The sequence below is a fragment of the Kribbella polygonati genome (assembly GCF_050320105.1).
Lineage (GTDB): Bacteria > Actinomycetota > Actinomycetes > Propionibacteriales > Kribbellaceae > Kribbella.
Genome location: NZ_CP190129.1, coordinates 6,158,726 through 6,184,035 on the forward strand (window position 1 = coordinate 6,158,726; position 25,310 = coordinate 6,184,035).

Genomic DNA, 25,310 nt, shown 5'->3' on the forward strand with positions numbered 1-25,310 from the left:
TTCCGTTTCAGGTGGGGAGAAGACCATGAGCACCGTGACATCGGCCGACGGCACCACGATCGGCTTCGAGGCGTACGGCGCCGGCCGGCCGCTGATCCTGATCGACGGCGCGACCGCGCACCGGGCCGTGAACCCGATCAACGACCAGCTCGGGCAGCTGCTGAGCGACGGGTTCCGGACGTACGCGTACGACCGGCGCGGGCGCGGCGCCAGCACCGACACCGCGCCGTACGCGATCCAGCGCGAGATCGAGGACCTCGGCGCGCTGATCGAGACTGCATCGGTTGAGGGCGGCGGCCAGCCCGCGATCCTGTTCGGCTGGTCGTCGGGGTGCCTGCTGGCGCTGGACGCCGCGGCGGCGGGGCTGCCGGTCGCGGGCCTCGTACTGTTCGAGCCGCCGGTCGTGGTGGACGACGTACGGCCGCCGCTGCCGTCGGACTACGTCGAGCAGCTGGACGCGTTCGTCGCCGCCGGCCGCCGGGACCAGGCCGCCGAGCTGTTCATGACCGCGGCCGCCGGGATGCCCGCGGAGGCGGTCGCCGGGATGAAGCAGTCGCCGTACTGGGCGCCGCTGGAGGAGATCGCGCACACGATCGCGTACGACGGCCGCATCATGGGCACCACGATGTCCGGCAACCCGCTGCCCGCGGACCGTTGGGCCGACGTGAAGGTGCCTGTGCTGGTGCTGTACGGCGACAAGACCTGGCCGGCACTGTCCGCCGGGGCTCGTGCGGTCGCGGCGAACCTGGACGCGCCGCTGAAGGCGGTTCCGGGCGAGAACCACTCGACCGAGGCTGCCACGCTGGTCCCGGTCCTGCGGGAGTTCGCGGACTTGACCTAGACAGCGCTCTAGCTTGTTGGATCTGGCGCATGGTGAATCTTGCGCTGGGCGCGATGGAGTACGGGACGCGGATCGACGAGGAGACCTCGTTCCGGTTGCTGGATGCCTTTGTGGACGCGGGCGGTGAGTGGATCGACACCGCGAACTGCTACGCGTTCTGGCAGCACCCGAGCGGACAGGGCGGTCAGAGCGAGGAGCTGCTCGGGCGGTGGCTGGCGCAGCGTCCCGGCGTACGGGACCGGATCAAGCTGGCGACGAAGGTCGGCTGCGAACCGCTCTGGCCGGGCAGCTACCCGGAGCACTCGGAAGGCCTGAGCACGAAGGCGATCGACTCGGCCCTCGAGACCTCGCTACGCCGGCTGGGCGTCGACCACATCGACCTGTACTGGGCACACCGCGACGACAGGTCCACCCCGCTGGAGGAGACGACCGCGGCCTTCGGCAAGCACGCGGAGAACGGCACGATCGGTCGCATCGGCCTGTCGAACTACGCCCTCTGGCGAGTCGAACGGATGCGCGGCCTGGCCCTGGAGCAAGGCGTCCTGGGCCCGACCGCCCTCCAGTTGCGCTACTCGTACCTGCAGCCCCGCCCGTTCGTCCGCGACCATGCCCACGACCACCGGTTCGGCTGGATCACCGACGAGGTCCTGGACTACGCGGAAACCAACCCGGAGCAGCAGCTATTCGCCTACAGCCCCCTGATGTCCGGCACCTACGAGAACCGCCCCGACCGCCCCCTGGACCCCGCCTTCACCCACCCCGGCACCACCCGCCGCCTGGAGGCCCTCAACGACGTCGCAACCTCCCTCAACACCACCCCGTCCGCAGTAGTACTCGCCTGGCTGACCGGCGGCACCCCCGCCGTCACCCCCATCGTCGGCATCAGCAAACCGACCTACCTCGAAACCGCCCTCACCGGCGCCCAACTCCAACTAACCACCGACCACCGCCACCAACTCGACGAGGTGTGGTGATTTCACCCTCCCGTTGGACCCGGGGTCGGTGAGATGGTTTGTAGGTGGACAGGGACAGGTTCTGGGGTCTGGTCGAGGATGCGCGTGCCTCGGTGGATGACACTGTGGCTGATCCGGACGGGGTCGCGGACGCGTTGACCAAGGTGCTGGGTGCGGCGCGGGTCGAGGCGATCGTGGGGTTCGGGACCGAGCTGGCGCGGTTGCAGGTGGAGTCGTACCGGTGGGATCTGTGGGCGGCGGCGCACCTGATCAACTCGGGGGCTTCGGAGGACGGGTTCGACTCGTTCCGGGGCTGGTTGATCGCGCAGGGGCGGGAGGTGTGGGAGGCGGCGCTCGCGGACCCGGACTCGCTGGCCGACGTGGTGGACGAGGACCGGCCGGAAGGGTTCGAGGGGTTCGACGGGGAAGGGATGCTGCACGTCGGCAGTCACGCGTACAAGAACGTGACCGGCGACGAAGCGGCGTACTGGAAGGCCGTCGACGCGGAGGCGCCGGACACGCCGGACGTTCCGGTGGGTAAGGAGATCGACTTCGACGACGAAGACGACCTGGAGATCCGTCTGCCGCGGCTGGCGGCGCTCTACCTCTAGGCGGGCTCTCCGGAGAGCCTCTCGATCGCGTTGCGCAGCCGGCGGCGCCAGCCGGACTGGCCGGCCTCGTCGTCGGCAGCCGCGAGACTGACCAGGTGCTGGGCGGTCTCGAAGCCCTCGTCGATCAGCGGGGCCTCGGGCTCGATCTCACGAGTGGCCCAGCCGAACCCGTCCGGCACCAGCAGCTCCGGTACGAGCGTCTCGTGGCTGAGCGACGTCAACTCCTTGTCGCCGTTGCCGATGCTGAAGATCGTCGTACCGCGCTTCCTGACGTCGCTGATGCGCTCCAGCAGCGTCTCGGCCGGAGCGTCCTCGGCCACCACCAGCAACGACTCGCCGCGGCCGGCGTCGCGTAACCGGTCCAGCCCGATCGCCAGGTGCGGTGGCGCGTCCGCGGGCGGCGCCCAGCGAACCAGTGACGGCCGCATGTCCTCGACGCCGGCCATCCGCAGCTCGTCGTCCAGGTGCGCCGTGAGGTGCCAAGGCTCCTCGTCGACCGGTCCGAACAGCATCAGCCCGCTACGCCTCGTCGTGAACCGCCGTAGCGCGTAACCGAACTCGGTGGTCCGGTTACCCAGCTCGGTGCCGCTCAGCATCTCCCGGAGGAGTGAGGCCCTGGTGAGATCCACCAGTCCAACATCTCACGCCAAGCGGTCCGCCTTCGACTGCAAGTAGTGCCTCTCCGGCACACTCGTCGTACGCCGTGCCGCCAACAGGTAGCTCTCCCGCGCAGCAGCCACGTCCCCGGACATCTCGAGGAGGTGTGCGCGTACTGCCTCCAGCCGGTGGTTCATGCGGTCGTCCGACGCGAGTGGCTCGAGTACGGCAAGCCCCTCCTTCGGGCCGACCGCCATACCGACCGCTACCGCGTGGTTGAGCTTCACCATCGGGTTGTCGACCAGCTGCTCGAGTACGTCGTACAGCGCGACGATCTGACGCCAGTCCGTCTTGTCCGCGCTCTCGGCCGTGTCATGGACGGCCGCGATCGCTGCCTGCACCTGGTACGGCCCCAGCTGGGTCCGGGACAGTGCATCGCTCACCAGGGCCTCGCCCTCGACGATGGCCGCCCGGTCCCACTTCGCCCGGTCCTGCTCGGCAAGCGGGATCAGGGCTCCGTCAGCTCCCGTACGGGCGGCCCGCCGGGCGTCGGTGAGCAGCATCAGCGCCAAGAGCCCAGCCACTTCGCCGTCGTCAGGCAGCAGCTTCCGTACGCCGCGCACCAACCGGATCGCCTCCGTCGTCAGCTCCGTGCTCTGCAACGCCGTACCGGACGACGCCGTGTAGCCCTCGTTGAAGATCAGGTAGAGGACATGCAGTACGGCGCCCATCCGCTCGTCGCGGTCCGCCTCCGGGGGCATTTCGAACGTGCTGCCGGCCTGCTTGATGCTCCGCTTCGCGCGGCTGATCCGCTGCGCCATGGTCGACTCCGGTACCAGGAACGCCGCCGCGATCTGGGCCGTACTGAGACCGCCGACCGCCCGCAGCGTCAGCGCGATCTGCGACGCCGGGGACAACGCCGGATGGCAGCACAGGAACAGCAACGTCAGCGTGTCGTCCCGCCCGCCCGGGTCGTCGATCTCGGGGCCTGAGGCAACGAACTCCTCCGGCGCGGCCAGCTGCGCCGCGTTCTCCTCGCGCCGCCGGCGCGCCGACTCGCTGCGGAGCAGGTCCGTGAGCCGCCGCGACCCGACCCGGATCAGCCAGCCGCGCGGGTTGTCCGGTACGCCTTCTTCCGGCCACTGCTGCGCAGCCGCGAGCAGGGCCTCCTGTACGGCCTCCTCAGCGAGGTCGAAGTGGCCGTAGTGCCGGACGAGCGCACTCAGCACCTGCGGCGCCTGCTCGCGGAGCAGGAGCTCGAAGTTCCTCACATTTCCAGCCCGGACATGTCCATCACGGGTCGCACCTCCACGGCGACGTACTCCGCGTCCGGCAGCCGGGCGGCGTACCCGATCGCCTGGTCGATGTCGTCGCACTCCACCAGGTAGAACCCGGCCAGGTGCTCCTTGGCCTCGGCGTACGGCCCGTCCGTGGTCGTCGCGGTCTCGTCGACCACCCGTACGGTCCGGGTGGTGATCGGGTCCGCCAGGCCGGCCGCACTGACCAGCAGGCCCTGGTCGGTGAGCTCCTGCGCCATCGACTCGTGCGCCCGCACCAGGCCCTCCCGCTGCTCGGCGGACAGGCCTTCCCAGCTCTCGGCGTTGCTGTAGATCAGCAGCATGTACTTCACAGACACCATCCTGTCCCCAGCGGAGGCCTATGTGACCTCCAGTTACCGGGTACGTCGAAACAGGAAGGCCGTACTTCGACAAACCCCGCTATGTCGAAGTACAGCAGGTCAGCGCCGACGTACCGGGCGAGTGACGCTCAGCCGGGGTGTCCCTGCCGTACTGGAGCTGACTGATGGTGCTGGAGTCGAAGCGCTGGCTGGCGCTCGCGTTGCTGTGTCTGACCGGGTTCATGATCATCCTGGACGCGTCGATCGTGCTGGTCGCGATCCCGTCGATCGAACGGGAGCTGACGTTCTCGCTCGGCGGAGTGCAGTGGGTGCCCAGCGGGTACGCGCTGATGTTCGGTGGGCTGCTGTTGCTCGGCGGGCGGATCTCCGACCTGCTGGGGCGCCGGCGCGTGTTCATGACCGGGCTGTTGCTGTTCGCCGGGTCCTCGCTGTTGTGCGGGTTCGCGTGGAGCGGGGACGCCCTGGTGCTTGCCCGCGGCCTGCAGGGCGCTGCTGCCGCCGTACTGGCGCCGAGCGCGTTGTCGATCGTGATGACCACGTTCCCGTCGGGGCCGGACCGCAACAAGGCCCTGGGGATCTGGGGTGCGACGAGTGGCGTGGGAGGTACGGCGGGCTCGCTCATCGGAGGCCCTGTCACCGACGGGCTCGGCTGGCAGTGGATCTTCTTCATCAACGTGCCCGTGTGCCTGCTGGTGGTCGTACTGGCGCCCCTACTGCTGCAGGACAGCCGTGGACCTGGCCGGCGCGGCTTTGATGTAGCCGGCGCAGTTACGGTCACGGCCGCACTCATTGTGCTCGTGTACGCCGTGATCCAAGCCCCCGCGTCGTCTGTCACGCGCACGGTGCTCCTGGCACTGGTGTCAGCCCTCTTGTTCGTGCTGTTCGTGTACGTCGAGAAGCGCTCGGCTGAGCCGCTGGTACCGCTCAGGATCTTCCGTTCACGCGCGCTGGTCGGTGGGAACCTCATCACGATCAGCTGGGGTCTGGCGGCGTTCGGCCTGAACTTTGTGTACACGCAGTACGCACAGCTCGCTCTTGGCGCGTCAGCGATCCGCTACGGCCTCATGTCCGCCGTACTCGCCGCAACGGCGGTAGGCGGGTCCATGGTCGGCCAGCACCTCGTCACCCGCGTCGGCCCGCGCACGGTCGCGTTCGTGTCGCTCCTGGTCGCAGGAGCCGGTACGACGCTGATGGCCCGGCTGACCGTGACGTCCGGGTACTTCGAGCTGGCGTTCTGGGGCCTCACGATCTTCGGCGCCGGACTGGGTGCAGGCACGGTCGCCGGCTCGATCGCGTCCCTCAGCGACGTACCGGCCGCGGACGCGGGCGTCGCCTCCGGGCTACAGAACGCGAGTTTCCAGATCGGCGGCGCGGTCGGTGTCGCCGTGGTCTCCGCCGTCGCCACCGCGAGTACGTCGGGAACCACGCCGCTCGCGCTCACCCACGGGTACCGGGTCGCGTTCGGGACCGTGTGGGTGTTCGTCGCGATCGGCCTGGCCGGATGCGTACTGATCAAACAACTGTTGGAGGTTCGCGGCGCGGGCAGTGGGCACCGGAAGACGGTCGCCGCCAGGGCGACCGAGTCGAAGGAGGTCCCATGCTCATCGTCGGAGTGATCCTGCTGATCCTCGGGTTCGTGCTGAACATCTCGATCCTGTGGACGGTCGGCGTCATCCTGCTGCTGGTCGGCGCCGTGTTCTGGATCCTCGGAGCGACCGGACGCGCGATCGGCGGCCGGCGGCACTGGTACTGATCGGGACACACCCTCCGGCCTGTCCGTCCCGGTGGCTACGGTGACTTCATGAAGTACGTCGTGATGATCTTCCGGAGCGTCGACCGGGAATGGACCGCCGAGGACGAGGCGGCACTCAAGCGGCTGATCGCGCTCGAGCAGGAGCTGGCGAGCTCCGGTGAGCTGATCAGTTCGGAAGGACTGGTGCCGCCGGAGCAGGGGCGGATCGTGCGGATCCGGGACGGTCAGCAGGTGGTGACGGACGGGCCGTTCGGTGAGGCGAAGGAGCAGCTGGCCGGGTTCTACCTGGTCGACGCGGCCGACGACGACCACGCGCAGGCGCTCGCCGGGCGGGTGTCGGCGGCGGTCGGCGACCGGGTCGAGCTCCGCGGCACGGTCATCTGAACCTCGGAGCCCGCTTCTCGGTGAAGGCCTGGATGCCCTCGGCGAGTTCGCCGGACGCGATCGTCTCGCGATACCGCCGTACCGCCGCAGCGTCCGCGTCCGCGCCACTCAGCAGCGCGTTCACGGACTCCTTGGCCGAGCGAATCGTCAGCTGCGACCGCGACACCAGCGTCGCGGCGAAGACCTCGGCCGCCGCCATCGGGTCGTCGGCGACCCGATCCACCAGGCCCTTCAGCAACGCCTCGTCGGCGGTCAGCAGTTCGCCGCTGAACAGCAGGTACTTGGTCGTCGCCGGACCGACCAGGTCGAGCAGCACCTTGATCGCGTCCGGCGGATAGACGACGCCGATTCGCGCCGGCGTCACGCCGAAGCTCGCGTCCGGCGCGACGAACCGGAAGTCGCAGTTCACCGCGATCTCCAGGCCACCTCCGATGCAATGCCCGCGGACGACGGCCACGGTCGGCTTCGGGAACTCCCGCAGCGCTGCCTGCGCTCGCAGGTTGGACGCCCGGAGTTCGGCCATCGGATCGGCCGGGTCGTCGCCGGTGATCAGCTCGCGGATGTCGGCGCCCGCCGAGAAGCTCGGCCCGTCGCCCGTCACCAGCAGGACCCGCACGTCGTCGTCGACCGCCAGCCCCGCGAGCAGGCCGGGCAGTTCCGCCCACATCGCCCGCGTCAACGCGTTCCGCTTGGCGGCCCGGTCGATCACGAGCCGGGCCACTACGCCCCGTTCGATCCGAAATCCCACGCTCGCAGTCAACCGCAAACCACGGCCACCCCGCCGCGCCGTGGATCACATGAACGGCAAGCGGACCTCCCGCACTCACCAACGCCGACGCCGGCCGCTCCTCCCCGCTCAGCCGGACGCCGATCCTGCCGCCAGCGCGGACATGGTGAGTGCGGGAGGTCCGGGCTCAAGCCGCCGCACGCTTGGCGCGCGACTTCGCGCGGGCCATCCGGAGCAGGTACGCCGGCGTCGGTGGGACCCAGCCGAGTTGCTGCGCCTGGCCGAGGTCGTCGCGGTTCGCCCAGTGCTCGACGATCTGCCCGTCCCGCACCCGGAGCCAGTGCGACTGGGTGACCGCGAACTCCTTCCCGGTCGGTGGGAACGCGGTGTCCACCTGGCCGTCCGGCGTCCACACCACGAACGGCGCGACATGCCGCCCGCGCATCGTCACGTGCACCGCCATCAGGTTGCCATCAGCAACAACCTGGTGGACGTCGTACGCCAGCCCCGCGAAGGCCGTCCGCACCCACAGCGCGGTCGCGTAGTACCCGGCGGGTCCACCGACCCGGCATTCCGGCGGCTCGACCCGGCCCTCCCGGTTCACCGCGTCCGGATGGATCAGCTCGTCGAAGTCGGCGCGCTCCCCGTCGGCCATGATCTGGATGCCGCGGACGGCGATCTCACCGGCGTGTGCTGTCGTACTCATCAGGTCCCCCACCTATTAGATACAGTTCGACTGTACCCAAAGCATCGGATCGGTGATGGCAGAAGTCAAGAGGACGTACGACGCGACCTCGCGGCGCGAGGTCGCCCGGCAGCGACGCCTGGACGTGGTCCTCGCCGCGCAGGAACTGTTCGACGCGAACGGCTTCCAGGCGACCACGATCAGCGAGGTCGCCCGCCGCTCGGGCGTCTCCGCGGAGAGCATCTACAAGGGCTTCGGCACCAAGGCCGCGCTCGCGAAGGCGGTCTTCGACTACGTCATCGCCGGCGACGACGAACCGGCCCCGATCGCGGAACGCCCACACGTCCAGGCGATCCAGGACGAACCCGACGTACGGCGGAAGATCCGGTTGTACCTGACCGGCGCCGGGGAGCGGCAGCAACGGTCGGCCCGGGTTCAGATCGTGATCCGGGACGGGCGGCACAGCGACGAGGCGCTGCGCGCGACCTGGCAGACGCTGCTCGACGAGCGGCTGACCGGGATGACGATGTTCGGCCGGCACTTGTTCGAGACCGGCGACCTGCGCCCCGGGATCACCCTCGACGAGGTCGTCGACGTGCTGTGGACGTACATCTCCGTCGAGCTCTACGAACTGCTCGTCCTGCTCCGCGGCTGGTCGCTCGAACGGTACGAGGAGCACCTCGCGACCGCCGTCGTCGCGGCCCTCTGCCGACCAAGCGTTTGATCTCGAACCAATTACTTCCGGATAGCGGGCAGATCACGGCGGAGCCCTGCCTGTGGATGTTCGCAATGCGTTAAGACTCCGGGCCGATTCGAACCGGCGCGGCGATGTGTGCTTGACTCCTCCGGTCGATAACGTTTTGGTCTCGGCAGATTGGGTTCGAAAGTGGCAGGTCGACATAGTCAGGCGCGACACCGTCAGTCGCGTCCGAAGGTGCTCCAGCCCGGCATTGTGAAGGTTGCGATCCCGGGAGCGGCGGTGGCGATGGTGGCCACCGGCTCCGCGGCCGCCTTCCCCAGCCAGCACGTCCAGCTCGATCCGTCGGTCGCCAGCTCGTCCCTGCAGCTGTCGCGCGACGCCACGATCAGCCGGGACGCCCTGCGCCCGCCGATCAGCCCGACCACGGCGACGCCGAGCAACACGCCGACGCCGTCGGCGAGCCCGACGGCGAAGCACCTGAAGAAGCAGGCGCCGATCCCGAAGCCGACCGCCGCGAAGACCCGCGCCAGCCAAGAGGTGAAGGCGCCGCCGCCGGTGGCCACCGGCACGAAGTTCACCACCACCGACGTGAACCTGTGGTCGCTCCCGCTCACCGGCATCCTGCTGGACGTGCTGCCGAAGGGCACCAAGGTCTCGGTCACCGGCAAGGTCGACGGCCTGTACGCCGAGGTCGTCAGCGACGGCAAGTCCCGCTGGGTGAAGTCGCAGTACCTGTCCGCCACCAAGCCGGTCCAGCAGGTCGTCGGCGCGATCTCGCAGGCGGCCTGCAAGTCCGGCTCCGCGATGGAGCAGGGTCTGACCCCGGACGCGATCCGGGTGCACCGGGCGATCTGCGCGATGTTCCCCGACATCACGACGTACGGCGGTCTCCGGGCCGGCGACACCGGGTCCGAGCACGCGACCGGGCACGCGGTGGACATCATGATCAACAGCTCGTCGGAGGGTCAGGAGATCGCCGACTGGCTGAAGGCGAACTACCAGAAGCTCGGCGTCAGCCAGCTGATCTGGGAACAGCACATCTGGACGGTGCAGCGCAGCAGCGAGGGCTGGCGGGCGATGCCGGACCGCGGCAGCCCGACCGCCAACCACATGGACCACGTGCACGTCTCGGTCTACGGCAACACGGGCACTGTCTAGGGGCGGATGTTCGCGTTGAGGTGGAACAGGTTCGCCGGGTCGTAGGCGCGTTTCACCTCACGCAGCCGTCGCAGGTCCTTCGGGTCGTACGCCGTGTCCGCGCGGCCGGGGTCGCCGAGGAAGTTCACGAACGTCCGGCCGGAACACGGGAGCTCCGCCACCTCGCGGTCGATGATCAGCGAGTACGCCGCCGCGCGGTGCCCGACCGGTCCGGCGCCCGGGCCGGGGTGCGCCATCGCGCCGCCCCAGTGCCGGACCTCGACCGTCGCGTCCTCGAGCTCGGCGACCACGTCGATGACCTCGTCGGTCAGCGTGTCCAGGAAGTCCAGGTGCCGCGCGGGCGTGCCGCCCATCGCGGCGTCGGCGTACTCGATCGTCCTCAGTTCGCCCGCCAGGCGTGGGCCGGCGGTGTCGAAGAGCGGCTTGAGCAGGTGTTCGGCGAGCTCGGCGGGTCCGGCGTACAGGACCTTGATCGCGACGGCGCGCTGCTCGGTGCCGGGGACGCGGGTGAGGACGACGGCTGTGCTCAGCTCGTTCGGGATCGTCGCGGTCCAGTCGCGGTATCGGCGGAGGATCGCGGCGGCGCGGTCGATGCCGTAGTACACGATGCCGGCGTGCACCTCGCGGACCGGGTACAGGCGGAACTCGAGCGAGGTGACCACGCCGAAGTTGCCGGTGCCGCCGCGGATCGCCCAGAACAGGTCCGGGTGCTGCTCGGCGCTCGCGGTGACCAGCCGGCCGTTGGCGGTGACCAGCTCGGCGCGTACGACGCTGTCGGCCGCGAACCCGTACTTGCGGGCCAGCCACCCGACGCCGCCGCCGAGCGTGTACCCGGTGACGCCGACGTCGCGGTGCGAGCCGGACAACGGCGCGAGCCCGAACTGCCGGGCCGCGTCCAGGACCGCACCCCAGCGCGCGCCCGGCGCGACCTTCGCGATCCGCCGCTCCGGGTCGATCAGCACCGTCGTCATCGGTGTCGTCTTCAACAGGATCCCGCCGTCCGCCGGCACCCGCGTCCCGTGCCCGGTCGCCTGCACCGCGATCGGTACGCCGTACTCCCGGGCTGTCCGCACCGCCGCCTGGACGTCGGTCCGCCCGTACGCCTCGGCCACCACGAGCGGACGCGAGTCCACCGACGGAATCACCGACCGCCGCTGCTCGTCGTACTCGACCTCACCCGGCAGCCGCACGGCACCGTTGAACCCGGCCCCCAACAGCCCCGCCACCACGTCCTGCGTACCCGCCACCACTGCCTGCGTAGACATCCGGTCCACTCCCTCGCCGTATCAGCTCTTGCCCATACGTCGAAGAGGAAGCTCTGACATCGACATGACCCACGACATCGAATTCACCGAGACGACAGTCACCAAGCACTACAGGTCCTGGTCCCGCAACGAACCCACCCGCGAGCGAACAGCCCTCACAGTCCTCTCCCAGTCAGCCCCGGACCTAACCCCCACCCCGCTGGCGTCTTCCTCAGGCCCACCCCCATGGCTACAGATGACCCGCACCCCCGGCCACCCCTTGACGCCCCCAGTCACCCCCACCCAACTAACAGCACTGGGCAACGCACTCGAGACCCTCTGGTCAACCCCATTCGAGCCCCTGGACCCGATCGACCTCACACCGCTCGTCGAACGCACCCGCGCAGGCCTGCAAGCCCTCAGCACCACCGAAGGCGTCATCGGGAAAGCCGCCACCACCTGGCTCGACAACGAACCGCCAGTCCCCACAACCCACGACCCCGTCGTGGCACACGGTGACCCGAACCTCACCAACTACCTCTGGGACGGCACCCGCGTCCGCATCATCGACTTCGAGGACTCCGGCCGCGGTGACCGCACCGTGGAGCTGGCCAACCTGGTCGAACACCTCGCCTGGCGTGCCAGCGACCCCACCCCGCTCGTACGACGCTTCGCCGCCGACCCGCAGCGGTTCCACACGGCACGCCGGCTCTGGTCCGGTTTCTGGCTGACGCTGATCGGCCCAGGTGGCCCCAGCGCCAACCGCAACCCGCCAGGCACCGCCGAAGCCCAGGCCCGCCGCGTACTCACGCTGGCAGCGGAATGACCTCCAGCCGCTCCACATCCGCGAGGACGTCCAGCTCGGTGATCAGCCCGTCCGTGACGGTGACCGCCATGACACCCATCAGCCGCCCGTTGACGACAGTGATGAGCCCAGGCGTCCCGTTGACCAGCGCCACCTGGAGGTACGGTCCCATCCGGCTGAACATGAGCGCCTGCTCCACAACCGCCTTCGCCCCGCGCACCAGCTTCGACACGGCCGGACCGGCGTACTGCGCACTCGCCGCGCCGGCGTCCGCACGGAGCAACACCTCCGGGTCGAGCAACGCCAACAGTCCCTCGAAGTCACCGCCTCGCGACGCGGCCATGAACGCCTCGACGATCGCTCGCTGCCGCCCGACGTCCCCGTCGCTGACCGGCGCGCCCTGCACCCGCCGCCGCGCCCGGCTGGCCAGCTGACGCGTGGCGGCCGGCGACTTGTCCACAATCGTCGCGATGTCGTCGAACCCGACCCCGAACATGTCGTGCAGCACGAACGCCAGCCGCTCGGCCGGCGACAGCGTCTCCAGTACGACGAGCAACGCCAGCCCGATCGCATCCGCCTGCACAGCCTCGTCCTCCGGGCCGAGCTCGCTCAGCACCGGGTCCGGCACGTACGTGTCCAGTGCGTCCTCACGCCGCGACTTACGGCTGCGCAGCATGTCCAGGCACACCCGTGAGACCACCGTGGTCAGCCAGCCGCCAAGATTGCCGACATCACTCACGTCGGTCCGGCTCAACCGCAGCCAGGCCTCCTGTACGGCGTCCTCTGCCTCCGCCAGCGACCCGAGCATCCGGTAAGCGACAGCCCGCAGGTGTCCGCGGTTCTCCTCGAACCGCAGCGCCAACTGCTCGTGCTCGTTCACTACTGCCCTCCTCAGAGCCCTGACGGACCGGCCCACGACAATGTGACAGCCAGGGTAAAGTGAGGACATGTTCCAGCGCGCAGGTATGTGGTGGGCCGTCGACCAGACGGCCTGATCCCGCGCGTACCCACCCGGCCGTCTCCTGCGAGGCGGCCGTTGTCATGTTCTCCTCGTGGGCGGCCCCGCACCCCGAGGAATGCCGATGGCAACAACGCTCCGGACGTGGTCCGGTCTGATCTCCGCGCTCCTGGCCGGTTCCGACCTGTCGGCTGCGGACACGGGCTGGGCCATGGACCAGCTGGTGCTGGGCGAGGCGTCGCCGGCCCAGATCTCCGGGTTCCTGATCGCGCTGCGTGCAAAGGGCGAGACCGCGGACGAGCTGAACGGCCTGGCGACCGCCCTGCGCACGCGACCCCAGTGCGGATCAACGGGCCGTTCGTGGACATCGTCGGTACGGGCGGCGACCGTACCGGTGCAGCCAACATCTCTACGATGGCCTCGGTCGTGGTGGCTGCTACCGGCACCACGGTGGTCAAACACGGCGGCAGGGCGGCTTCGTCGTCAGCCGCGGGCTCTGGCGACCTCGTGGAACACCTGGGCGTGCCGCTGGACCTGTCTCCTACCGACGCGGCACAGGTGGCGGCTGAGGTCGGGCTGACCTATCTGTTCGCGCCCCGGTTCAACCCGGCGCTCCGTGCGGCCGCCGTCGTACGGCGTGAGCTGGCCGTTCCCACTGCGCTCAACGTACTGGCACCGTTGCTGAACCCTGCTGACCCGCAGCACCAACTGGTAGGAGTCGCCAACGCGAGGATGCTCCCGGTGCTCGCAGAAGCACTTGCGGCGCAAGGCAGGTCGGCACTGGTCGCTCGAGGTGACGACGGGTTGGACAAGCTCACAACCACTGGGTACTCGCGGCTGTGGGTAGTGCACGAGGGGGCCGCGTCGGAGGTCGTCTTCGACCCGCGTTCGCTCGGGTTGCGGCCGTCGTCGCTCGCGGAGCTCCGCGGTGGCGATGCAGCGTTCAACGCGCAACTGCTCCGCGGGCTGGTCGACGGAGAACGCGGGCCGGTGCGGGACGTCGTACTGCTCAATGCTGCTGCCGCGCTGGCCACGCTGACGTTGGGGTCAGGTCTTGAACAGTTGGCGGACTGTTTCGAGCGGTGTCAGGAGGCCGTGGACAGCGGGCGAGCGGCTTCGGTACTGGATCGCTGGGCCAACCACTCGTTAGCGTTTCGGTGATGCATGAGCACGCCTTCACCCAACTGGTCGCGCCGTGGCGCGGTGAGCTGCACGCGCACTGCTACCGGATGCTCGGCTCCGACGCGGACGCCGAGGACGCGGTACAGGAGACGCTGTTGCGCGCGTGGCGAGCTCTTGACAAGTACGAGGACCGCGGCTCGATCCGTGGGTGGCTCTACACGATCGCCACGAACAGATGCCTCACGCTGATCGAACGGCGGCGCGATGTGGAGTCGTTGGAGCCGTACCCGGAGAGCAGGCTCGCGTGGACGTCGTCTTTGACGCCAGAGGGTCAGCTACTGGCGTTGGAGTCGGTAGAGCTCGCGTTTGTCGCGTCTTTGCAGCACCTGTCCGCTCTGCAACGTGCAGTGCTGCTACTGCGCGACGTACTCGCGTTCAGTGCGCGTGAGGTGGCGGAGCAGTTGGGTACGTCGGTTGCTGCGGTCAACAGTGCGCTGCAGCGTGCCCGGTCAGTGGTGAGCGCCGTACCGAGTCAACAGGAGACTCTGCGCGCATTGGGTGAGTCGGGCGAGCGTGAGCTGGTGCGGCGGTACGTGGCCGCGTGGGAGGCGCGGGACGTCGACGCGATCGTGGCCATGCTCGCGGCGGACGCGAAGTACTCGATGCCGCCGTTGCCGGACTGGTTCCACGGCCGGGAGGCGATCCGGGCGTTCCTGGTCGACGGACCGTTGCGCGAGGAGTGGCGCTTCCTCCCGGCGCGTGCGAACGGCCAGCTCGCGTTCGGGACGTACCTGCTGCAGGGCGACCGGTACGTCCCGGGCGGGCTGGATGTCGTCGTACTGCGTGGTTCCGAGATCGTCGAGGTCGTGTCGTACCTGGAGGCGGACTTCCCGACGTACGGGCTGCCGGCCGAGCTGCCGCGATGAGTTTCGGCGATCTCCCGGGTTGTAAGGGGTAAGGAGTTCCCCACGGAGGAGAGACATGACTGACGAGCAGCAGATCCGCACACTGATCGAGGACTGGGTCACGGCCGTGCACACGGGCGACCTGGAGACGGTGCTGGCGGATCACGCGCCGGACATCGTGATGTTCGACGTGCCGCCGCCGTACGAGGGTGTGCGTGGGCTGGCGGCGTACACGAAGACCTGGCCCGGCTTCTTCGAGTGGCAGCGGTCCGGCGGCTCTTTCGAGCTGGAGTCGCTGGAGGTGACCGCGGGCGCCGACGTGGCGTTCGCTTTCGCGCTGCTGCACTGCAGGGAGGCCGACGGCGATCCGCGGCGGTTGCTGCGGCTGACGATCGGGCTGCGCAAGGTGGTCGGGCGCTGGACCGTGACGCACGAGCACCACTCGTTCCCGCACGAGGACGAGTCGGTCGCGCCCGAGATCACGGCAGTGCTGGACAAGTGGGGTGCCGACACCGCGGCGGGCGACCTGGACGCGTTGATGGAGCCGATCGCCGAGGACGTGGTGTCGTACGAGATCGACGGCAACTACACGGGGAAGGCGGCGGTCCGGGAGGTGTGCGCCGCCGGCCTCGCGTCCAGCGGCGAACCGATCACGTTCCGCATCCCGGACCCGACGGTCGTGTCGGCCGGTGAACTCGCCGTCGCCTGGTCGATCGACCACGTCACCGCGAACGGAGCCGAGACCACCTCCCGCGCCACCCGGGTCTTCCGCCGGGCCGGGACGGGCTGGCGGATGATCCACCAGCACCTGTCCTAGTCTTCGGCGAGGCGCAGGATGGTTTCGGTGACCAGTTGCGGCTCGCGCAGGCTCGGGAAGTGGTCGACGCCGGGCATCCAGACGAACTCGCAGCCGGGGATCCGGGCCGACGTACCGCCGGCCACGGCTGCGAGGATCGGTCGGTCCTTGTCACCGACCATGACCACAGCTGGGGCCTTGATCTCCTGCAAGCGGTCGTAGACGGGCGGGTCCTGCTGCAGGTACTCGTCCTGGTCGAACCATGCTGGGATCGCTGCCCGCAGCTGAGCGACCACGGTGTCGTCGGAGCCCGCGGCTGCCCACTCCCGGAGCCCTAGCTTCACGAGACCGTCAACGTCCCGCTCTGCCGCGAGTACGTCGTACCGTGCGTCAAGCTCGGGCTCCTCGGGCCAGGGGAAGCCGGGTACGCCCGGGCACAACAGAACCAGCCCGTGTACGCGTTCCGGATGCGCCAGGGCGTAGCTGAGCGCCGTACCGCCGCCCATAGAGCAGCCGACAAGCAGGACTCGCTCCAGCTCCAACTGATCCAGCACTGTCTCCAGGTCGTTCAGTAGCGAGAACTGCTCGGTTGGCGCAGCGATCGGCCGTAGCCGCGAACGTCGTACCGCAGCATGCGGTGGCCGTCGAGCCCTTGCACCACGGGGTCCCAGGCGCGCGAGTCCCCGATGCCTGGGTGCAGAAGCACGATCGGTACGCCGTCACCCGCCAGGTGCTCGGTCCAGACCGTGTCCTGCCCCACCGGGATCGTCAGCTCCATGTCTTCAGCATGCCCGTACGCCCCTGCCAGTGGCGACCGGCCCGCAGGTGTTCGACGAACGCCCGCTGCAGGGTGGTCTCTTGAGGCACAGCTGCGAGGTCCAAGGGCCCATCAGGTGTTGGGAGGTGCAGACCGAGGCGCATCAGCTCGCGGTCGCCCTCGGTTGGGTCATCTGTCGGCAAGTACGGCAGCAGGTCGAAGCGGGACTGGAAACGGATGATGTTGGAGTCAGGGCGGAGATACTCGGCCAACTGTGGGTCCAGGAGCCAGGAATAGCAGACGAAGCCGGCCAGCGGCTCTTCCGGGAACCAGCGCCCGAAGTACTCCACGGCTGCAGCAACGGACGCCTCTGACTCCTGTGCGTCGAGCGGGCCGATCGGCGGGATGTGAATCGAGAGCACGTGCCCGGAGACGCCGTCGCCCATCCCCAGGTGCGTACGCGTGAACGCGTGCCGGCCGATCTCGTAGTCCGCACCCCGGAACCGCAGCGGTGGACTCCACAGCGGCATCAGCCCGACGCCCGGGCGCCCATGGATGTGCCGGTGCGTCCCCATCACTCCGCCCAGCGCGGACACCGTCGCCACGGTCACCTCCTCCGGTACGCCGCGTTCCGCATGGAGCTCGCGCAGCCGGGGCAGGTTCGCCAGCAACGCCCACGCGGCCGCGAAGAGCCCTTGCGGCGAAGCGTCTGGGCGTACGGTCGGCCAGCTCGTGAAGCCCGTGGACGGTACGGCGAGCCCCAGGTCGCGCTCGACCTCGGCGGCCAGCGTCGACGTGAGCTCCCACCACTCCGGCTCCCGCTCCGGGTCCGGGCGCGCGGCCAGCATCGCGCGGCGGTCGTCCTGGACGACACCGCAGTACACCATCATCTGCTCGGCATTCTCGATCATCGGGTCCATCCGTCGAGCCCACCACGGGCCGGGGCGTCGGCGCACGACTTTTGTGTCCCACCTCACGGTTAGGCTCGCCGCGACGACTAACGAAGGAGCAGGAATGGCGAAGTTCGGGCAGTCCGACGACTTGCGCGGAGCGGAGTTCGCGGACGCGAACCTGAAGGGGTCACGGTTCGTCGAGTGCGACCTGACCGACGTGGTGATGCGCGGTGTCGACATCGGCGGCACCGACATCGACGCGCCGTGGCTGGCCGAGCCCGGGGCCAGCCTGATCGTGAACGGTGTCGAGGTCGCGCCGTACGTCCAGGCCGAACTCGACCGCCGCTTCCCTGGCCGGTCCGAGCGCCGCGCCGAGGACCCCGACGGACTCCGGGCCGCCTGGGCCGCCGCCGAAAAGGCCTGGTCCGCCGCCTGCGACCGCGCCGCGAGCATGCCCGACGGCACCGTCGACGCGTCGGTCGGCGGCGAGTGGTCGTTCGCCAAGACCCAGCGCCACCTGGTCCACGCCACCGACCTGTGGATCGGCCGCTCCGTCCTCGGCCGCGAGGACGCCCACCCGCTCGGCATCCGCTACGCCGAGGGCAACGACCCCACCGACACCGCGCCGTACGCCGACGTGCTCGAGGCCCGCGCCAGCCGGGTCGCCATGGTCCGCGACCTCCTCGCCACCATCACCCCCGAAGAACTCGACACCCCGCGCACCAACCCGCACGGCCCCCGCCCCGAAACCACCCGCTCCTGCCTCCAGGTGATCCTCGGAGAAGAATGGGAACACCTCCGCTTCGCCACCCGAGACCTCGACACCCTCGCCGCCGGCTGACCCACCATCGTGACGATCACCCGTACCGCCGTACCCGAGGACGCCCCACAACTCCTCGGCCTGTGGGCAATGCTGTTCGACGGGGACGGTCCGTGGCGGGCGAACGCGCAGGAATGGTTCGCCCGCACGGTCGACGACCCGGGCACCGCCCGCTTCCCGGTGATCGAGGTCGACGGCGTGATCGTCGCCACCGCGATCGGCACCCTCGAACTTGGCGTCCCCAACCCACACTGCCCCCGCGGCCGCACCGTCCGCCTCGCGAACGTCGTCACACACCCCACCCACCGCGCCCGCGGCTACGGCACAGCCCTGGTCGAGGACGTCGTCAACTGGGCGAGATCGATCAACGCCGACCGCGTCGACCTGAGCGCAACCCCCGAAGGCGAGCCGATCTACACGAAGACCGGCTTCGTCCACACGTCCGCGCCACGAATGAAACTCACGCTCTGAGCGGAGGGTGTGGTGGTGTGGTTCAAGACATAGGCGACACATGTCTCAAGTCATAGGCGACACATGTGTCAGGTGATCGGCGACAGGGCTGGTGGGCCGGATGCTCGGGGGTGTCGAAGGCTCGGTTGGTGATCACCGGTTTGTTCGTCGAGGGTCAAACTGCCTCTGAGGTAGCTGCTCGCTACGGGGTGCATCGGGCGTGGGTCTACAAACTGAAGGCCAGGTACCTGGCCGAGGCCGGGCTGGATGCCGGCGCGGACACGATCGGCTGGCACCTGGAGGGCCACCACCAGATCACGCTGTCGCGGGCAACGATCCACCGGATCCTCACCCGGGCCGGCGCCGTCGTACCAGAGCCCGGGAAGCGGCCCAGGTCGTCGTACCTGCGATTCGCCGCCGACCAGCCCAACGAGTGCTGGCAGTCCGACTTCACCCACTACCGACTCACCACCCGCACAGGCCGTCCCGGGGCCGACGTCGAGATCATCAGCTGGCTCGACGATCACGCCCGCTACGCCCTCCGGGTGACCGCCCACCACCGGATCACCGGCCCGATCGTGGTCTCGACCTTCCGCGAAACCGTTGCCCAGCACGGGGTTCCGGCCTCCACGCTGACCGACAACGGGATGGCCTACACCACGAGGCTGTCCGGCGGAAAGGCGGCCGCAACGGCCTCGAGACCGAACTACGCCGCCTCAACGTGGTCCAGAAGAAGTCCCAGCCCACCACCATCGCCGAACTCCAGACCCTGCTCGACGCGTTCGTCGAGGAGTACAACCACCGCCGTCCGCACCGATCCCTTCCACCCCCTTCCACACCGAGCCACCCCGGCCACCACCTACCACGCCCGCCCCAAAGCCGCCCCAAACACCGACCGCACCGCCGACACCCACGACCGGGTCCGCACCGACCGCCTCGACGACACCGGCGTCGTCACCCTGCGCGTCAACGGACGCCTCCATCACATCGGCATCGGCCGAACCCACGCCCGAACCCACGTCTTCATTCTGGTCCAGGACCTGCACATCAGAGTCGTCCACGCCACCACCGGCGAACTCCTGCGCGAACTCACCCTCGACCCCACCAAGGACTACCAACCCGCCGGCCGACCCCGCGGACCGATCCCCAAAAGAACAGGTGAACCCACGAACCGTGGGTTCACCTGTCGCCGATGACTTGAGACATCACACTTGTAGGCCCCGTGGGACTCGAACCCACGATGACGGTCACCCGCCATACCGGTTTTCAAGGCCGGACAGGTTGCAGGCCGGATGTGGCCCCTGACCTGGGCAGACACCGCCAAGACGTGCGCAGATGACGGCACGCGGGCACTATGCGGGCACACGGCTCCCGATTCGACCCCGAAACGCAGCGAACGGCCCGCCTCGGTGATGAGGCGAGCCGTTCACGAGTGAGGACGTCAGGCGCTCAATGCGGCTTCAATCCGCTTGCGTGCAACGTCCTCTTGGCCATCTAGGAACTTGGCGTAGACCCTGAGCAGTACGTCGACGCTGTGCCCTGCCCAGGCAGCCACACGCGGCGCCTCGACCCCGCTCGCGAGCCATGTCGACATGCAGACCTACCTGCCAGCGCTACGGGGGCTTGATTCGCCGACGTTCGTCGTGGAACGATCCGGCAACGAACCCTCGGATCTCTACTCAGTCTATGACCATATTTCGCTTCGCTTTGGGAGACGGGTAAGCCCTTATGACAGACCTGTCGAAACTCCTCAGTGTCGCAAACGAAGCGGTCGAAATCGGCCGAAAGGCGGCTCTAAACCAAGACCTAGGCGAGATCACATCCAAGGGTGACCGAGACATGGCCTCAGAGGTGGACTTCGCAATAGAGCAGGCCATCAGGTCACATCTTGCCAAGGCCACACCAGAGATCGAGTTCCTTGGCGAGGAGGAGGGACGGTCCGGAAACAACTCCGGCGGTCTACTTTGGGTCCTCGATCCCATCGACGGCACAGCAAACTTCATCCACGGAATCCCGCTGGTCGCGATATCCCTCGGCCTGGTCGCGGGTGAGTCGTCGTTGGCCGGCGTCATTGACATGCCGTTCCTGAACCGACGCTACGCCGCGAGCCCTGAAGGCGGGGCGTCCTGCAACGGTCGCCCCATCCACGGCAGTACTTGCAGCCAACTGAAAGACGCGATCATCGCAATCGGCGACTACGCCGTAGGCGAGGGTGCCGAAGAGCGGAACGTATCGCGCCTAGCGCTCACGTCCCTGCTTGCCGCACAGATCCAACGCGTCCGAATGCTCGGCACCGCAGCAACTGACCTTGCATGGGTGGCAGAAGGCACCCTCGACGCCTCAATCATGTTCAACAACAAGTCTTGGGACACAAGCGCAGGAGTCATCATCGCGCCCGAGGCGGGCGTCCAATTGCTCGACGTCGACGGCACGCAACACACCTTCAACTCAAGAGGCACGGTCGCGGTCGCCGCGCCGATCGCAGGGGACTTGCTCGACCTCATTGCGCGTTCAGAGCGAGGGCACAGCTAATGGATCTGTGGGCCATTGTCGTCACGGGCGGAGTCGGGTTGGCGGCCGGTCAGATAGGCGCTTGGCTGCAGGGACGCCGAGATGCTGCCGCCGATCGACGGCGGCAATCTGCCGAGATCGAGCGACTTAACGTCCAACTGGAAGACGGCCGCAAGACGCAGGAGATCGAGCGGAGGCAAAAAGACCTACTTGAGTGGCGTGAGCGCCGCCTGTCCGCGTATCAACTCACGTCGGATAGCCACGAAGAGATCCTCAAACCTATTCGAACTCTTCTACGCGCCGACGAGCTTGAAGTTGTCGAAGAAGCGGTAAATGAAATTTATCGAATTGCGGATGAGCTTGAAGATCAACTGAATAAATGCGCTCTGATTTCAACCAATCCGACTCGCGATGCGGCAAGCCAACTCACCTTACGGTTGTACGCGCTTCGCATTGCAGTAGCATCATACGAGAAAAGCGTATCAGAACTCGCAGAAGACTCTGAGATGGGCAAGTACACGCTTGCGACGATAAGGCACCGCGGCAGAGTCTTCAAAGAATTCCGATCGAACCCGGCATACAGTTCGATGGAAAGTTTCTTAGAATCATTTACGACTGCCGCAGAGGAATTCGCTGAGGCCGCCGAAAATTGGCGCGGCGCGGCACGAGAAGAGCTTGGGGTCCCCGACTAGCGAAGGACACGCGGTCCTCGTGGTCTAGACGGCGCGAAGCGCCTCTTCCAAGCCAATCACGGCCTCTTCGTTGGGGAATCGCCGACGTAACTCCTGGTCCAACTCGCTTGCGATCATTCGCAGGTGAACCTTGCTCTGCCGACCGTCCTTCAGTCCTTCGACTCCGAGACCGACGGCCTGCTCTAGATCGCCCGAGCGCTCAGCGACGAACGCGAGCGTCAGCCTGCACTCGGAGATCCGCATGGAGCTTAGCTCACTGCCGTCCGGCGAGATGTTGTCGTTAATGACGGCAGTGGCGTACTCGCTCGCCTGCGCGTTGTTCTGCGCCATCCGGTGAATGTCCATGGAGTAGTAGTCCCACTTCGCGGGATCAACTTTGAAGTGGTTGTCTGGCCGGTCCGGGTACGGCAGTTCCTCAAGCAGATCACGCCCCGACTCAAGCAAGGTCGACAGCCCAGATTCGCCGAGGCGCGCCCGCGCCTTCGCCTCCTGGGCGAGGAGCTGCACTTGAACGCTGGTGCCTTGAGCAACAGCCTGCCCGCGTCGCGATGCCTCGACGGCCTGCCGGAACCGTCCCTGGGTCAGGGCGAACCACGCGGTCATCTCGTGACCCCACCCAACAATCTCCGGGTGCCCTGCCTCCGCGCCGAGCTGCGCGGCCGCTACCCGCGTCGACTCCGCGGCTGTGCCCATCCCGAGGTCGTACTCGACACAACCCGCAAGCAGGGCAAGCCAACCGCCGGCCACCAGCAGATCTGTATGCGCTCGCAGGCCAACGGGACGGCGTAGGAGGCTGCCGACATACTGGAGCCACTCGTGCGCCTCCTGACGGAGTTCTAGGGCGTCGCGTCAGTTGTACTGGCAGCACAGCTCCTCGACGGTCGAGTGCAGCGCCTCGATCGTGTTCGGTGTCGTGTCCGATGCCTGCAGGCGTGAGACCAGCTCGGCCGTCTGCCAGGGCGTGTCGTTGAGCTTCGCTGTCGCGTCCTGGCGGGCCGCTGCGATCAGTTCGCCCTTCGCCCGCAGTGCCGAGTCACATGCCCGCGCGACCTCGGCGGTCGCGGGCTTCCGACCGTTCTCGATGTTCGACAGGTAGGACCGGCTGAAGTGCGTCGCACGTGACAGGTCACCCAGCGACCAACCGCGATGGTCGCGGTACTCGTGGAGGCGGCTCCCGAACGACATAACCTCAGTGTCACCCACGCTCTGTATCCCTGTCTCCCGATGCCGAGGGATACGCGGGAATGATCGATCCGAGGCGCCGCGTCGATCAGGATCTGGACATGACCGAAACGACACGGGGACCCGAGAGAGACGCTGCAGGGTGGCCAATCCTGCGGGCTGCACAAGACATCGACTGCGATGGGAAGAACCCCACGAGCGGTCGGAGTTGTGTCCTCGGCCATCACCACGGCTATCACCGGGATGAGACCGGCTCGCAGCGGCTGGACGACTGATGCGCCGCAAGATCCGCCGCCTTCTCAACCGCTACTCGCCCTGGCGACGTGGCTATGAGGAGGGCTTTGACGGAGGCATCTGGACGGCGGCCGAGTACGTTGACCGGCTCCTGACCGATCACCCCACGTCGATCATCACGCGAGGCGACGTGCGAAACCTTGCAGCCCGGATCCGCAGAGAGCTGCGTCCCTAGTCCGGTCAGGTCGGCATGTAAGACCGTGATTCCCCCGCCTTGCCGACCTGACCGCACCACCCGCGATTCCCTCTGAGCTAGGCCGTATGCGACATGGCTCAGAACGGCCTGAAGAACCGGATGACAGTCCGCTCCAGGCGCAACCAGGCCGACTCATTCAGCGGCAGCAACCTGTAGGTGTCGAGATCGAGCGCGGCGGGAGTCGCGGAGGCCTCGCTCTGGTAGACGCCGACAGTATTTGGACGACCAAACCTGTGGACGTATGCCCTCGCTGCCTCGTTCTGTTCGTCGCTACCAATCTTTCCCTCTGCGCCGTCTGGCGGCAGCTCGAAATGACCGACACGAGAACTGTCGCTCCACGCAAGAACGTAGTGCAAGTATCCGCCAGGATTGCCGAAGTAGTGAGTCTCGAAATAGCTCATACGTCGAGCGCCAGCGAAAAGGGCTGCACGCCTGGGCTGGTGATCCGCAAGGACAGCGCCTTGGTACGTAACCGAACCAAGACGGCCACGGAAGTGGTCGAACGAGAATTTTCGTAAGTCGAGGCGAAATGTCTTGTCGACAACAGTCACGGCGTAGCCGGTGGCAGCGCCATTCTCGAGCAGTATCGAGATATGTGCGTAAGGATTGACCCAGACCAGTCTGACGACGTCCTAGTCTATCTGAGTGTAGACCGGGGACCCTAGCAGGCTGAGCAGGTACTCCTCGTTGACTCCAATGCCAATCCCGTAGATTGCCGATCGAATCGACTGCCGCCGTCCACCCGTCCGATTCCAGACTCCCGCAAGGGTGCCGCGAAGGACGAAGAGTGCGACCACGGTCGCGGTTACGTTGTCTGCCCCACCAAGCCATTTCCACATGTCGAGAACACTCCTTCCCCCAACAGATCGACCGATGAGTTGCGTTGCCGCCGCCAGTCCCTCCCGGTCCATCGGCCGCCAGGCGGGAGAGTAACGCCCTGTCCGACAATCTGGCTCGTCGACTGCAGCCAACTCGCGAGCCCGGCTGCACAGCGATCTCCACCACGGATCGGCTCTCCAGCCCACCCAAGGCACCACATCGAAGGGCACCTGGACGTTCAGGGCTCCAACACTCGTGACAAGGCGGATCGCCGGTCAGCAGATCAAACCGCCTCACAGCGCTCCAACGCGCTTCAATGCGCACCAACCGGCTGCATTTCGGTTACCGTGAGGGTGTTACTTTCGACTTGACGACCGAGGGGCCCACTCCCGCTGGAACGAGAGCAGACCCCAAGGCCAGTTAGAAGAAGGTACGGAACAACCTGATGAGGGTTGCTAGAACCGAACCGATCTGCACCGCGAGGGCTAACCAGTGGGGCAGTGAGGTTCGGTTCTTGCGTTTCCGGCGGTTCTTACGTCCTTCTCCGCCGCCAGGGGGCGGATGCCTGCCAGTGGGCTTGGCCATAGGACGGACTCCTTTCAGGACCTGGCCGAGGTAATCGGTTTTTCCCCGGTCGCCAGTGAGAAGAGCGTACCGAGTGAGCTGCACAAAACCGGGACGCCGACGACGGCGCCGCATCGCGTCGTGAAACGGCGCCACCCTGAGCGACCAGCCGGTAGCCAGGACGACACAAACTCTGCGTTCTGTTGCGTTACGTTGCGTCAAATTGCGTTCCCATCGCTCCTGGCAGAATCTCC

At 67.6% G+C, this 25,310-nt stretch carries 32 protein-coding genes, 1 tRNA gene and 1 pseudogene; 20 read left to right on the forward strand and 14 right to left on the reverse strand.

Annotated elements, in window-relative coordinates; genetic code table 11:
* Positions 1–25 precede the first annotated feature (25 nt).
* From ACQHIV_RS29125 to ACQHIV_RS29135, 3 genes are read left to right on the forward strand one after another with little or no spacing between them, the layout of a single operon-like run.
* On the forward strand, positions 26–841 hold the full coding sequence (locus tag ACQHIV_RS29125) for an alpha/beta fold hydrolase (RefSeq protein WP_427886995.1): 816 nt from the start codon (positions 26–28) through the stop codon (positions 839–841).
* 29 nt (positions 842–870) lie between these two features.
* Positions 871–1,815, forward strand: a complete 945-nt coding sequence (locus ACQHIV_RS29130) for an aldo/keto reductase (RefSeq protein ID WP_427886997.1) — start codon at positions 871–873, stop codon at positions 1,813–1,815.
* Between the two features lie 44 nt (positions 1,816–1,859).
* On the forward strand, positions 1,860–2,405 hold the full coding sequence (locus ACQHIV_RS29135) for a DUF4240 domain-containing protein (protein WP_427886999.1): 546 nt from the start codon (positions 1,860–1,862) through the stop codon (positions 2,403–2,405).
* Here the strand turns inward: ACQHIV_RS29135 and ACQHIV_RS29140 are convergent.
* From ACQHIV_RS29140 to ACQHIV_RS29150, 3 genes are read right to left on the reverse strand one after another with little or no spacing between them, the layout of a single operon-like run.
* On the reverse strand, positions 2,402–3,034 hold the full coding sequence (locus ACQHIV_RS29140; RefSeq protein WP_427887001.1) for a hypothetical protein: 633 nt from the start codon (positions 3,032–3,034) through the stop codon (positions 2,402–2,404). The two genes, ACQHIV_RS29135 and ACQHIV_RS29140, sit on opposite strands and share 4 nt — an antisense overlap.
* A 12-nt stretch (positions 3,035–3,046) precedes the next feature.
* On the reverse strand, positions 3,047–4,273 hold the full coding sequence (locus ACQHIV_RS29145; RefSeq protein WP_427887003.1) for an RNA polymerase sigma factor: 1,227 nt from the start codon (positions 4,271–4,273) through the stop codon (positions 3,047–3,049).
* Entirely contained in the window at positions 4,270–4,623 is a 354-nt protein-coding gene (locus tag ACQHIV_RS29150; protein WP_380190877.1) for a YciI family protein, read from the reverse strand. Before ACQHIV_RS29150 ends, ACQHIV_RS29145 begins: the two co-directional genes overlap by 4 nt.
* A 182-nt stretch (positions 4,624–4,805) precedes the next feature.
* Here ACQHIV_RS29150 and ACQHIV_RS29155 point away from each other — a divergent pair, with 182 nt between their 5' ends.
* Genes ACQHIV_RS29155 through ACQHIV_RS29165 form a run of 3 tightly spaced genes read left to right on the forward strand, consistent with a single transcriptional unit; the run spans position 4,806 to position 6,778 of the window.
* Positions 4,806–6,257 (forward strand): MFS transporter, encoded by a 1,452-nt coding sequence (locus ACQHIV_RS29155; protein ID WP_427887005.1) that lies wholly within the window; start codon positions 4,806–4,808, stop codon positions 6,255–6,257.
* Positions 6,239–6,394 carry a DUF6131 family protein gene (locus ACQHIV_RS29160; RefSeq protein ID WP_427887006.1) on the forward strand — a complete coding sequence of 52 codons (156 nt, stop codon included), beginning with the start codon at positions 6,239–6,241 and terminating at the stop codon, positions 6,392–6,394. Before ACQHIV_RS29155 ends, ACQHIV_RS29160 begins: the two co-directional genes overlap by 19 nt.
* Positions 6,395–6,442: 48 nt before the next feature.
* Entirely contained in the window at positions 6,443–6,778 is a 336-nt protein-coding gene (locus ACQHIV_RS29165; RefSeq protein WP_427887008.1) for a YciI family protein, read from the forward strand.
* Here ACQHIV_RS29165 and ACQHIV_RS29170 read toward each other — a convergent pair.
* Both ACQHIV_RS29170 and ACQHIV_RS29175 read right to left on the reverse strand, forming a co-directional pair.
* Positions 6,771–7,526 carry an enoyl-CoA hydratase/isomerase family protein gene (locus ACQHIV_RS29170; protein WP_427887010.1) on the reverse strand — a complete coding sequence of 252 codons (756 nt, stop codon included), beginning with the start codon at positions 7,524–7,526 and terminating at the stop codon, positions 6,771–6,773. The two genes, ACQHIV_RS29165 and ACQHIV_RS29170, sit on opposite strands and share 8 nt — an antisense overlap.
* Before the next feature lie 166 nt (positions 7,527–7,692).
* On the reverse strand, positions 7,693–8,211 hold the full coding sequence (locus ACQHIV_RS29175; RefSeq protein WP_427887012.1) for an ester cyclase: 519 nt from the start codon (positions 8,209–8,211) through the stop codon (positions 7,693–7,695).
* Between the two features lie 55 nt (positions 8,212–8,266).
* On the opposite strand from ACQHIV_RS29175, the gene ACQHIV_RS29180 reads away from it, so the two are divergent.
* Positions 8,267–8,914 (forward strand): TetR/AcrR family transcriptional regulator, encoded by a 648-nt coding sequence (locus tag ACQHIV_RS29180; RefSeq protein ID WP_427887013.1) that lies wholly within the window; start codon positions 8,267–8,269, stop codon positions 8,912–8,914.
* 261 nt (positions 8,915–9,175) lie between these two features.
* Entirely contained in the window at positions 9,176–10,048 is an 873-nt protein-coding gene (locus ACQHIV_RS29185; RefSeq protein ID WP_427896585.1) for an SH3 domain-containing protein, read from the forward strand.
* On the opposite strand, the gene ACQHIV_RS29190 is transcribed toward ACQHIV_RS29185, so the two are convergent.
* Entirely contained in the window at positions 10,045–11,313 is a 1,269-nt protein-coding gene (locus ACQHIV_RS29190) for an FAD-binding oxidoreductase (protein ID WP_427887014.1), read from the reverse strand. The two genes, ACQHIV_RS29185 and ACQHIV_RS29190, sit on opposite strands and share 4 nt — an antisense overlap.
* A 64-nt stretch (positions 11,314–11,377) precedes the next feature.
* Between ACQHIV_RS29190 and ACQHIV_RS29195 the strand changes: the two genes are divergently transcribed.
* Positions 11,378–12,118, forward strand: a complete 741-nt coding sequence (locus tag ACQHIV_RS29195; RefSeq protein ID WP_427887016.1) for an aminoglycoside phosphotransferase family protein — start codon at positions 11,378–11,380, stop codon at positions 12,116–12,118.
* On the opposite strand, the gene ACQHIV_RS29200 is transcribed toward ACQHIV_RS29195, so the two are convergent.
* A complete protein-coding gene (locus ACQHIV_RS29200) occupies positions 12,099–12,977 on the reverse strand; it encodes a sigma-70 family RNA polymerase sigma factor (RefSeq protein ID WP_427887018.1) in 879 nt (292 codons plus the stop codon). The two genes, ACQHIV_RS29195 and ACQHIV_RS29200, sit on opposite strands and share 20 nt — an antisense overlap.
* Before the next feature lie 289 nt (positions 12,978–13,266).
* Between ACQHIV_RS29200 and ACQHIV_RS29205 the strand changes: the two are divergent.
* The 4 genes and pseudogenes from ACQHIV_RS29205 to ACQHIV_RS29220 all read left to right on the forward strand — a co-directional run.
* A pseudogene (locus ACQHIV_RS29205) lies at positions 13,267–13,326 on the forward strand (hypothetical protein); the annotation flags it as partial.
* A gap of 89 nt (positions 13,327–13,415) precedes the next feature.
* Positions 13,416–14,216, forward strand: coding sequence for an anthranilate phosphoribosyltransferase (gene trpD / locus ACQHIV_RS29210; protein WP_427887020.1), 801 nt, complete (start codon positions 13,416–13,418; stop codon positions 14,214–14,216).
* On the forward strand, positions 14,216–15,103 hold the full coding sequence (locus tag ACQHIV_RS29215; protein WP_427887022.1) for an RNA polymerase subunit sigma-70: 888 nt from the start codon (positions 14,216–14,218) through the stop codon (positions 15,101–15,103). Before trpD ends, ACQHIV_RS29215 begins: the two co-directional genes overlap by 1 nt.
* Before the next feature lie 55 nt (positions 15,104–15,158).
* The gene (locus ACQHIV_RS29220) at positions 15,159–15,899 is read left to right on the forward strand and encodes a YybH family protein (protein ID WP_427887024.1); all 741 of its coding nucleotides are present in this window, start codon (positions 15,159–15,161) and stop codon (positions 15,897–15,899) included.
* On the opposite strand, the gene ACQHIV_RS29225 is transcribed toward ACQHIV_RS29220, so the two are convergent.
* From ACQHIV_RS29225 to ACQHIV_RS29235, 3 genes are read right to left on the reverse strand one after another with little or no spacing between them, the layout of a single operon-like run.
* Positions 15,896–16,432, reverse strand: coding sequence for an alpha/beta fold hydrolase (locus ACQHIV_RS29225; protein WP_427887026.1), 537 nt, complete (start codon positions 16,430–16,432; stop codon positions 15,896–15,898). The two genes, ACQHIV_RS29220 and ACQHIV_RS29225, sit on opposite strands and share 4 nt — an antisense overlap.
* Before the next feature lie 14 nt (positions 16,433–16,446).
* Positions 16,447–16,656, reverse strand: a complete 210-nt coding sequence (locus ACQHIV_RS29230) for an alpha/beta fold hydrolase (protein WP_427887027.1) — start codon at positions 16,654–16,656, stop codon at positions 16,447–16,449.
* Positions 16,647–17,546, reverse strand: a complete 900-nt coding sequence (locus ACQHIV_RS29235; protein ID WP_427887029.1) for an acyltransferase domain-containing protein — start codon at positions 17,544–17,546, stop codon at positions 16,647–16,649. The genes ACQHIV_RS29230 and ACQHIV_RS29235 overlap by 10 nt, the downstream gene beginning before the upstream one ends.
* A gap of 103 nt (positions 17,547–17,649) precedes the next feature.
* Here ACQHIV_RS29235 and ACQHIV_RS29240 point away from each other — a divergent pair, with 103 nt between their 5' ends.
* The 3 genes from ACQHIV_RS29240 to ACQHIV_RS29250 all read left to right on the forward strand — a co-directional run bounded on the left by ACQHIV_RS29240 (position 17,650) and on the right by ACQHIV_RS29250 (position 19,994).
* Positions 17,650–18,369 carry a DinB family protein gene (locus tag ACQHIV_RS29240; protein ID WP_427887030.1) on the forward strand — a complete coding sequence of 240 codons (720 nt, stop codon included), beginning with the start codon at positions 17,650–17,652 and terminating at the stop codon, positions 18,367–18,369.
* A 9-nt stretch (positions 18,370–18,378) separates the two neighbouring features.
* Positions 18,379–18,819, forward strand: coding sequence for a GNAT family N-acetyltransferase (locus ACQHIV_RS29245; RefSeq protein WP_427887032.1), 441 nt, complete (start codon positions 18,379–18,381; stop codon positions 18,817–18,819).
* A gap of 128 nt (positions 18,820–18,947) precedes the next feature.
* The gene (locus tag ACQHIV_RS29250) at positions 18,948–19,994 is read left to right on the forward strand and encodes a DDE-type integrase/transposase/recombinase (RefSeq protein WP_427887034.1); all 1,047 of its coding nucleotides are present in this window, start codon (positions 18,948–18,950) and stop codon (positions 19,992–19,994) included.
* Positions 19,995–20,015: 21 nt separating this feature from the next.
* On the opposite strand, the gene ACQHIV_RS29255 is transcribed toward ACQHIV_RS29250, so the two are convergent.
* Positions 20,016–20,106 (reverse strand) — tRNA-Ser (locus ACQHIV_RS29255).
* Positions 20,107–20,526: 420 nt separating this feature from the next.
* On the opposite strand from ACQHIV_RS29255, the gene ACQHIV_RS29260 reads away from it, so the two are divergent.
* Together ACQHIV_RS29260 and ACQHIV_RS29265 are read left to right on the forward strand one after the other, a co-directional pair.
* A complete protein-coding gene (locus tag ACQHIV_RS29260; RefSeq protein ID WP_427887036.1) occupies positions 20,527–21,330 on the forward strand; it encodes an inositol monophosphatase family protein in 804 nt (267 codons plus the stop codon).
* The gene (locus tag ACQHIV_RS29265; RefSeq protein WP_427887038.1) at positions 21,330–22,001 is read left to right on the forward strand and encodes a hypothetical protein; all 672 of its coding nucleotides are present in this window, start codon (positions 21,330–21,332) and stop codon (positions 21,999–22,001) included. Before ACQHIV_RS29260 ends, ACQHIV_RS29265 begins: the two co-directional genes overlap by 1 nt.
* Positions 22,002–22,025: 24 nt before the next feature.
* On the opposite strand, the gene ACQHIV_RS29270 is transcribed toward ACQHIV_RS29265, so the two are convergent.
* Positions 22,026–22,604, reverse strand: coding sequence for a hypothetical protein (locus ACQHIV_RS29270; RefSeq protein WP_427887040.1), 579 nt, complete (start codon positions 22,602–22,604; stop codon positions 22,026–22,028).
* A 27-nt stretch (positions 22,605–22,631) separates the two neighbouring features.
* On the opposite strand from ACQHIV_RS29270, the gene ACQHIV_RS29275 reads away from it, so the two are divergent.
* The gene (locus ACQHIV_RS29275) at positions 22,632–22,790 is read left to right on the forward strand and encodes a hypothetical protein (RefSeq protein WP_427887041.1); all 159 of its coding nucleotides are present in this window, start codon (positions 22,632–22,634) and stop codon (positions 22,788–22,790) included.
* A 60-nt stretch (positions 22,791–22,850) separates the two neighbouring features.
* Here the strand turns inward: ACQHIV_RS29275 and ACQHIV_RS29280 are convergent, their stop codons facing one another.
* Entirely contained in the window at positions 22,851–23,186 is a 336-nt protein-coding gene (locus ACQHIV_RS29280) for a helix-turn-helix domain-containing protein (protein ID WP_427887043.1), read from the reverse strand.
* A gap of 271 nt (positions 23,187–23,457) precedes the next feature.
* On the opposite strand from ACQHIV_RS29280, the gene ACQHIV_RS29285 reads away from it, so the two are divergent.
* Positions 23,458–23,652 carry a hypothetical protein gene (locus tag ACQHIV_RS29285; RefSeq protein WP_427887044.1) on the forward strand — a complete coding sequence of 65 codons (195 nt, stop codon included), beginning with the start codon at positions 23,458–23,460 and terminating at the stop codon, positions 23,650–23,652.
* Between the two features lie 98 nt (positions 23,653–23,750).
* Here the strand turns inward: ACQHIV_RS29285 and ACQHIV_RS29290 are convergent, their stop codons facing one another.
* Complete coding sequence (locus ACQHIV_RS29290; RefSeq protein WP_427896587.1) at positions 23,751–24,293, reverse strand: ETEC_3214 domain-containing protein; 543 nt, start codon at positions 24,291–24,293, stop codon at positions 23,751–23,753.
* Between the last annotated feature and the right edge of the window lie 1,017 nt (positions 24,294–25,310).

Excerpts from the sequence above, each read along its gene's own strand:
- ACQHIV_RS29125 (WP_427886995.1), top strand. The coding sequence starts at position 26 with ATGAGCACCGTGACATCGGCCGACGGCACCACGATCGGCTTCGAGGCG.
- ACQHIV_RS29130 (WP_427886997.1), top strand. The coding sequence starts at position 871 with ATGGTGAATCTTGCGCTGGGCGCGATGGAGTACGGGACGCGGATCGAC.
- ACQHIV_RS29150 (WP_380190877.1), bottom strand. The coding sequence starts at position 4,623 with ATGCTGCTGATCTACAGCAACGCCGAGAGCTGGGAAGGCCTGTCCGCC.
- ACQHIV_RS29155 (WP_427887005.1), top strand. The coding sequence starts at position 4,806 with ATGGTGCTGGAGTCGAAGCGCTGGCTGGCGCTCGCGTTGCTGTGTCTG.
- ACQHIV_RS29160 (WP_427887006.1), top strand. The coding sequence starts at position 6,239 with ATGCTCATCGTCGGAGTGATCCTGCTGATCCTCGGGTTCGTGCTGAAC.
- ACQHIV_RS29165 (WP_427887008.1), top strand. The coding sequence starts at position 6,443 with ATGAAGTACGTCGTGATGATCTTCCGGAGCGTCGACCGGGAATGGACC.
- ACQHIV_RS29175 (WP_427887012.1), bottom strand. The coding sequence starts at position 8,211 with ATGAGTACGACAGCACACGCCGGTGAGATCGCCGTCCGCGGCATCCAG.
- ACQHIV_RS29180 (WP_427887013.1), top strand. The coding sequence starts at position 8,267 with ATGGCAGAAGTCAAGAGGACGTACGACGCGACCTCGCGGCGCGAGGTC.
- ACQHIV_RS29185 (WP_427896585.1), top strand. The coding sequence starts at position 9,176 with ATGGTGGCCACCGGCTCCGCGGCCGCCTTCCCCAGCCAGCACGTCCAG.
- ACQHIV_RS29190 (WP_427887014.1), bottom strand. The coding sequence starts at position 11,313 with ATGTCTACGCAGGCAGTGGTGGCGGGTACGCAGGACGTGGTGGCGGGG.
- ACQHIV_RS29195 (WP_427887016.1), top strand. The coding sequence starts at position 11,378 with ATGACCCACGACATCGAATTCACCGAGACGACAGTCACCAAGCACTAC.
- ACQHIV_RS29215 (WP_427887022.1), top strand. The coding sequence starts at position 14,216 with ATGCATGAGCACGCCTTCACCCAACTGGTCGCGCCGTGGCGCGGTGAG.
- ACQHIV_RS29220 (WP_427887024.1), top strand. The coding sequence starts at position 15,159 with ATGACTGACGAGCAGCAGATCCGCACACTGATCGAGGACTGGGTCACG.
- ACQHIV_RS29230 (WP_427887027.1), bottom strand. The coding sequence starts at position 16,656 with ATGGAGCTGACGATCCCGGTGGGGCAGGACACGGTCTGGACCGAGCAC.
- ACQHIV_RS29235 (WP_427887029.1), bottom strand. The coding sequence starts at position 17,546 with ATGATCGAGAATGCCGAGCAGATGATGGTGTACTGCGGTGTCGTCCAG.
- ACQHIV_RS29240 (WP_427887030.1), top strand. The coding sequence starts at position 17,650 with ATGGCGAAGTTCGGGCAGTCCGACGACTTGCGCGGAGCGGAGTTCGCG.
- ACQHIV_RS29260 (WP_427887036.1), top strand. The coding sequence starts at position 20,527 with ATGACAGACCTGTCGAAACTCCTCAGTGTCGCAAACGAAGCGGTCGAA.
- ACQHIV_RS29265 (WP_427887038.1), top strand. The coding sequence starts at position 21,330 with ATGGATCTGTGGGCCATTGTCGTCACGGGCGGAGTCGGGTTGGCGGCC.
- ACQHIV_RS29270 (WP_427887040.1), bottom strand. The coding sequence starts at position 22,604 with ATGACCGCGTGGTTCGCCCTGACCCAGGGACGGTTCCGGCAGGCCGTC.
- ACQHIV_RS29280 (WP_427887043.1), bottom strand. The coding sequence starts at position 23,186 with ATGTCGTTCGGGAGCCGCCTCCACGAGTACCGCGACCATCGCGGTTGG.
- ACQHIV_RS29285 (WP_427887044.1), top strand. The coding sequence starts at position 23,458 with ATGCGCCGCAAGATCCGCCGCCTTCTCAACCGCTACTCGCCCTGGCGA.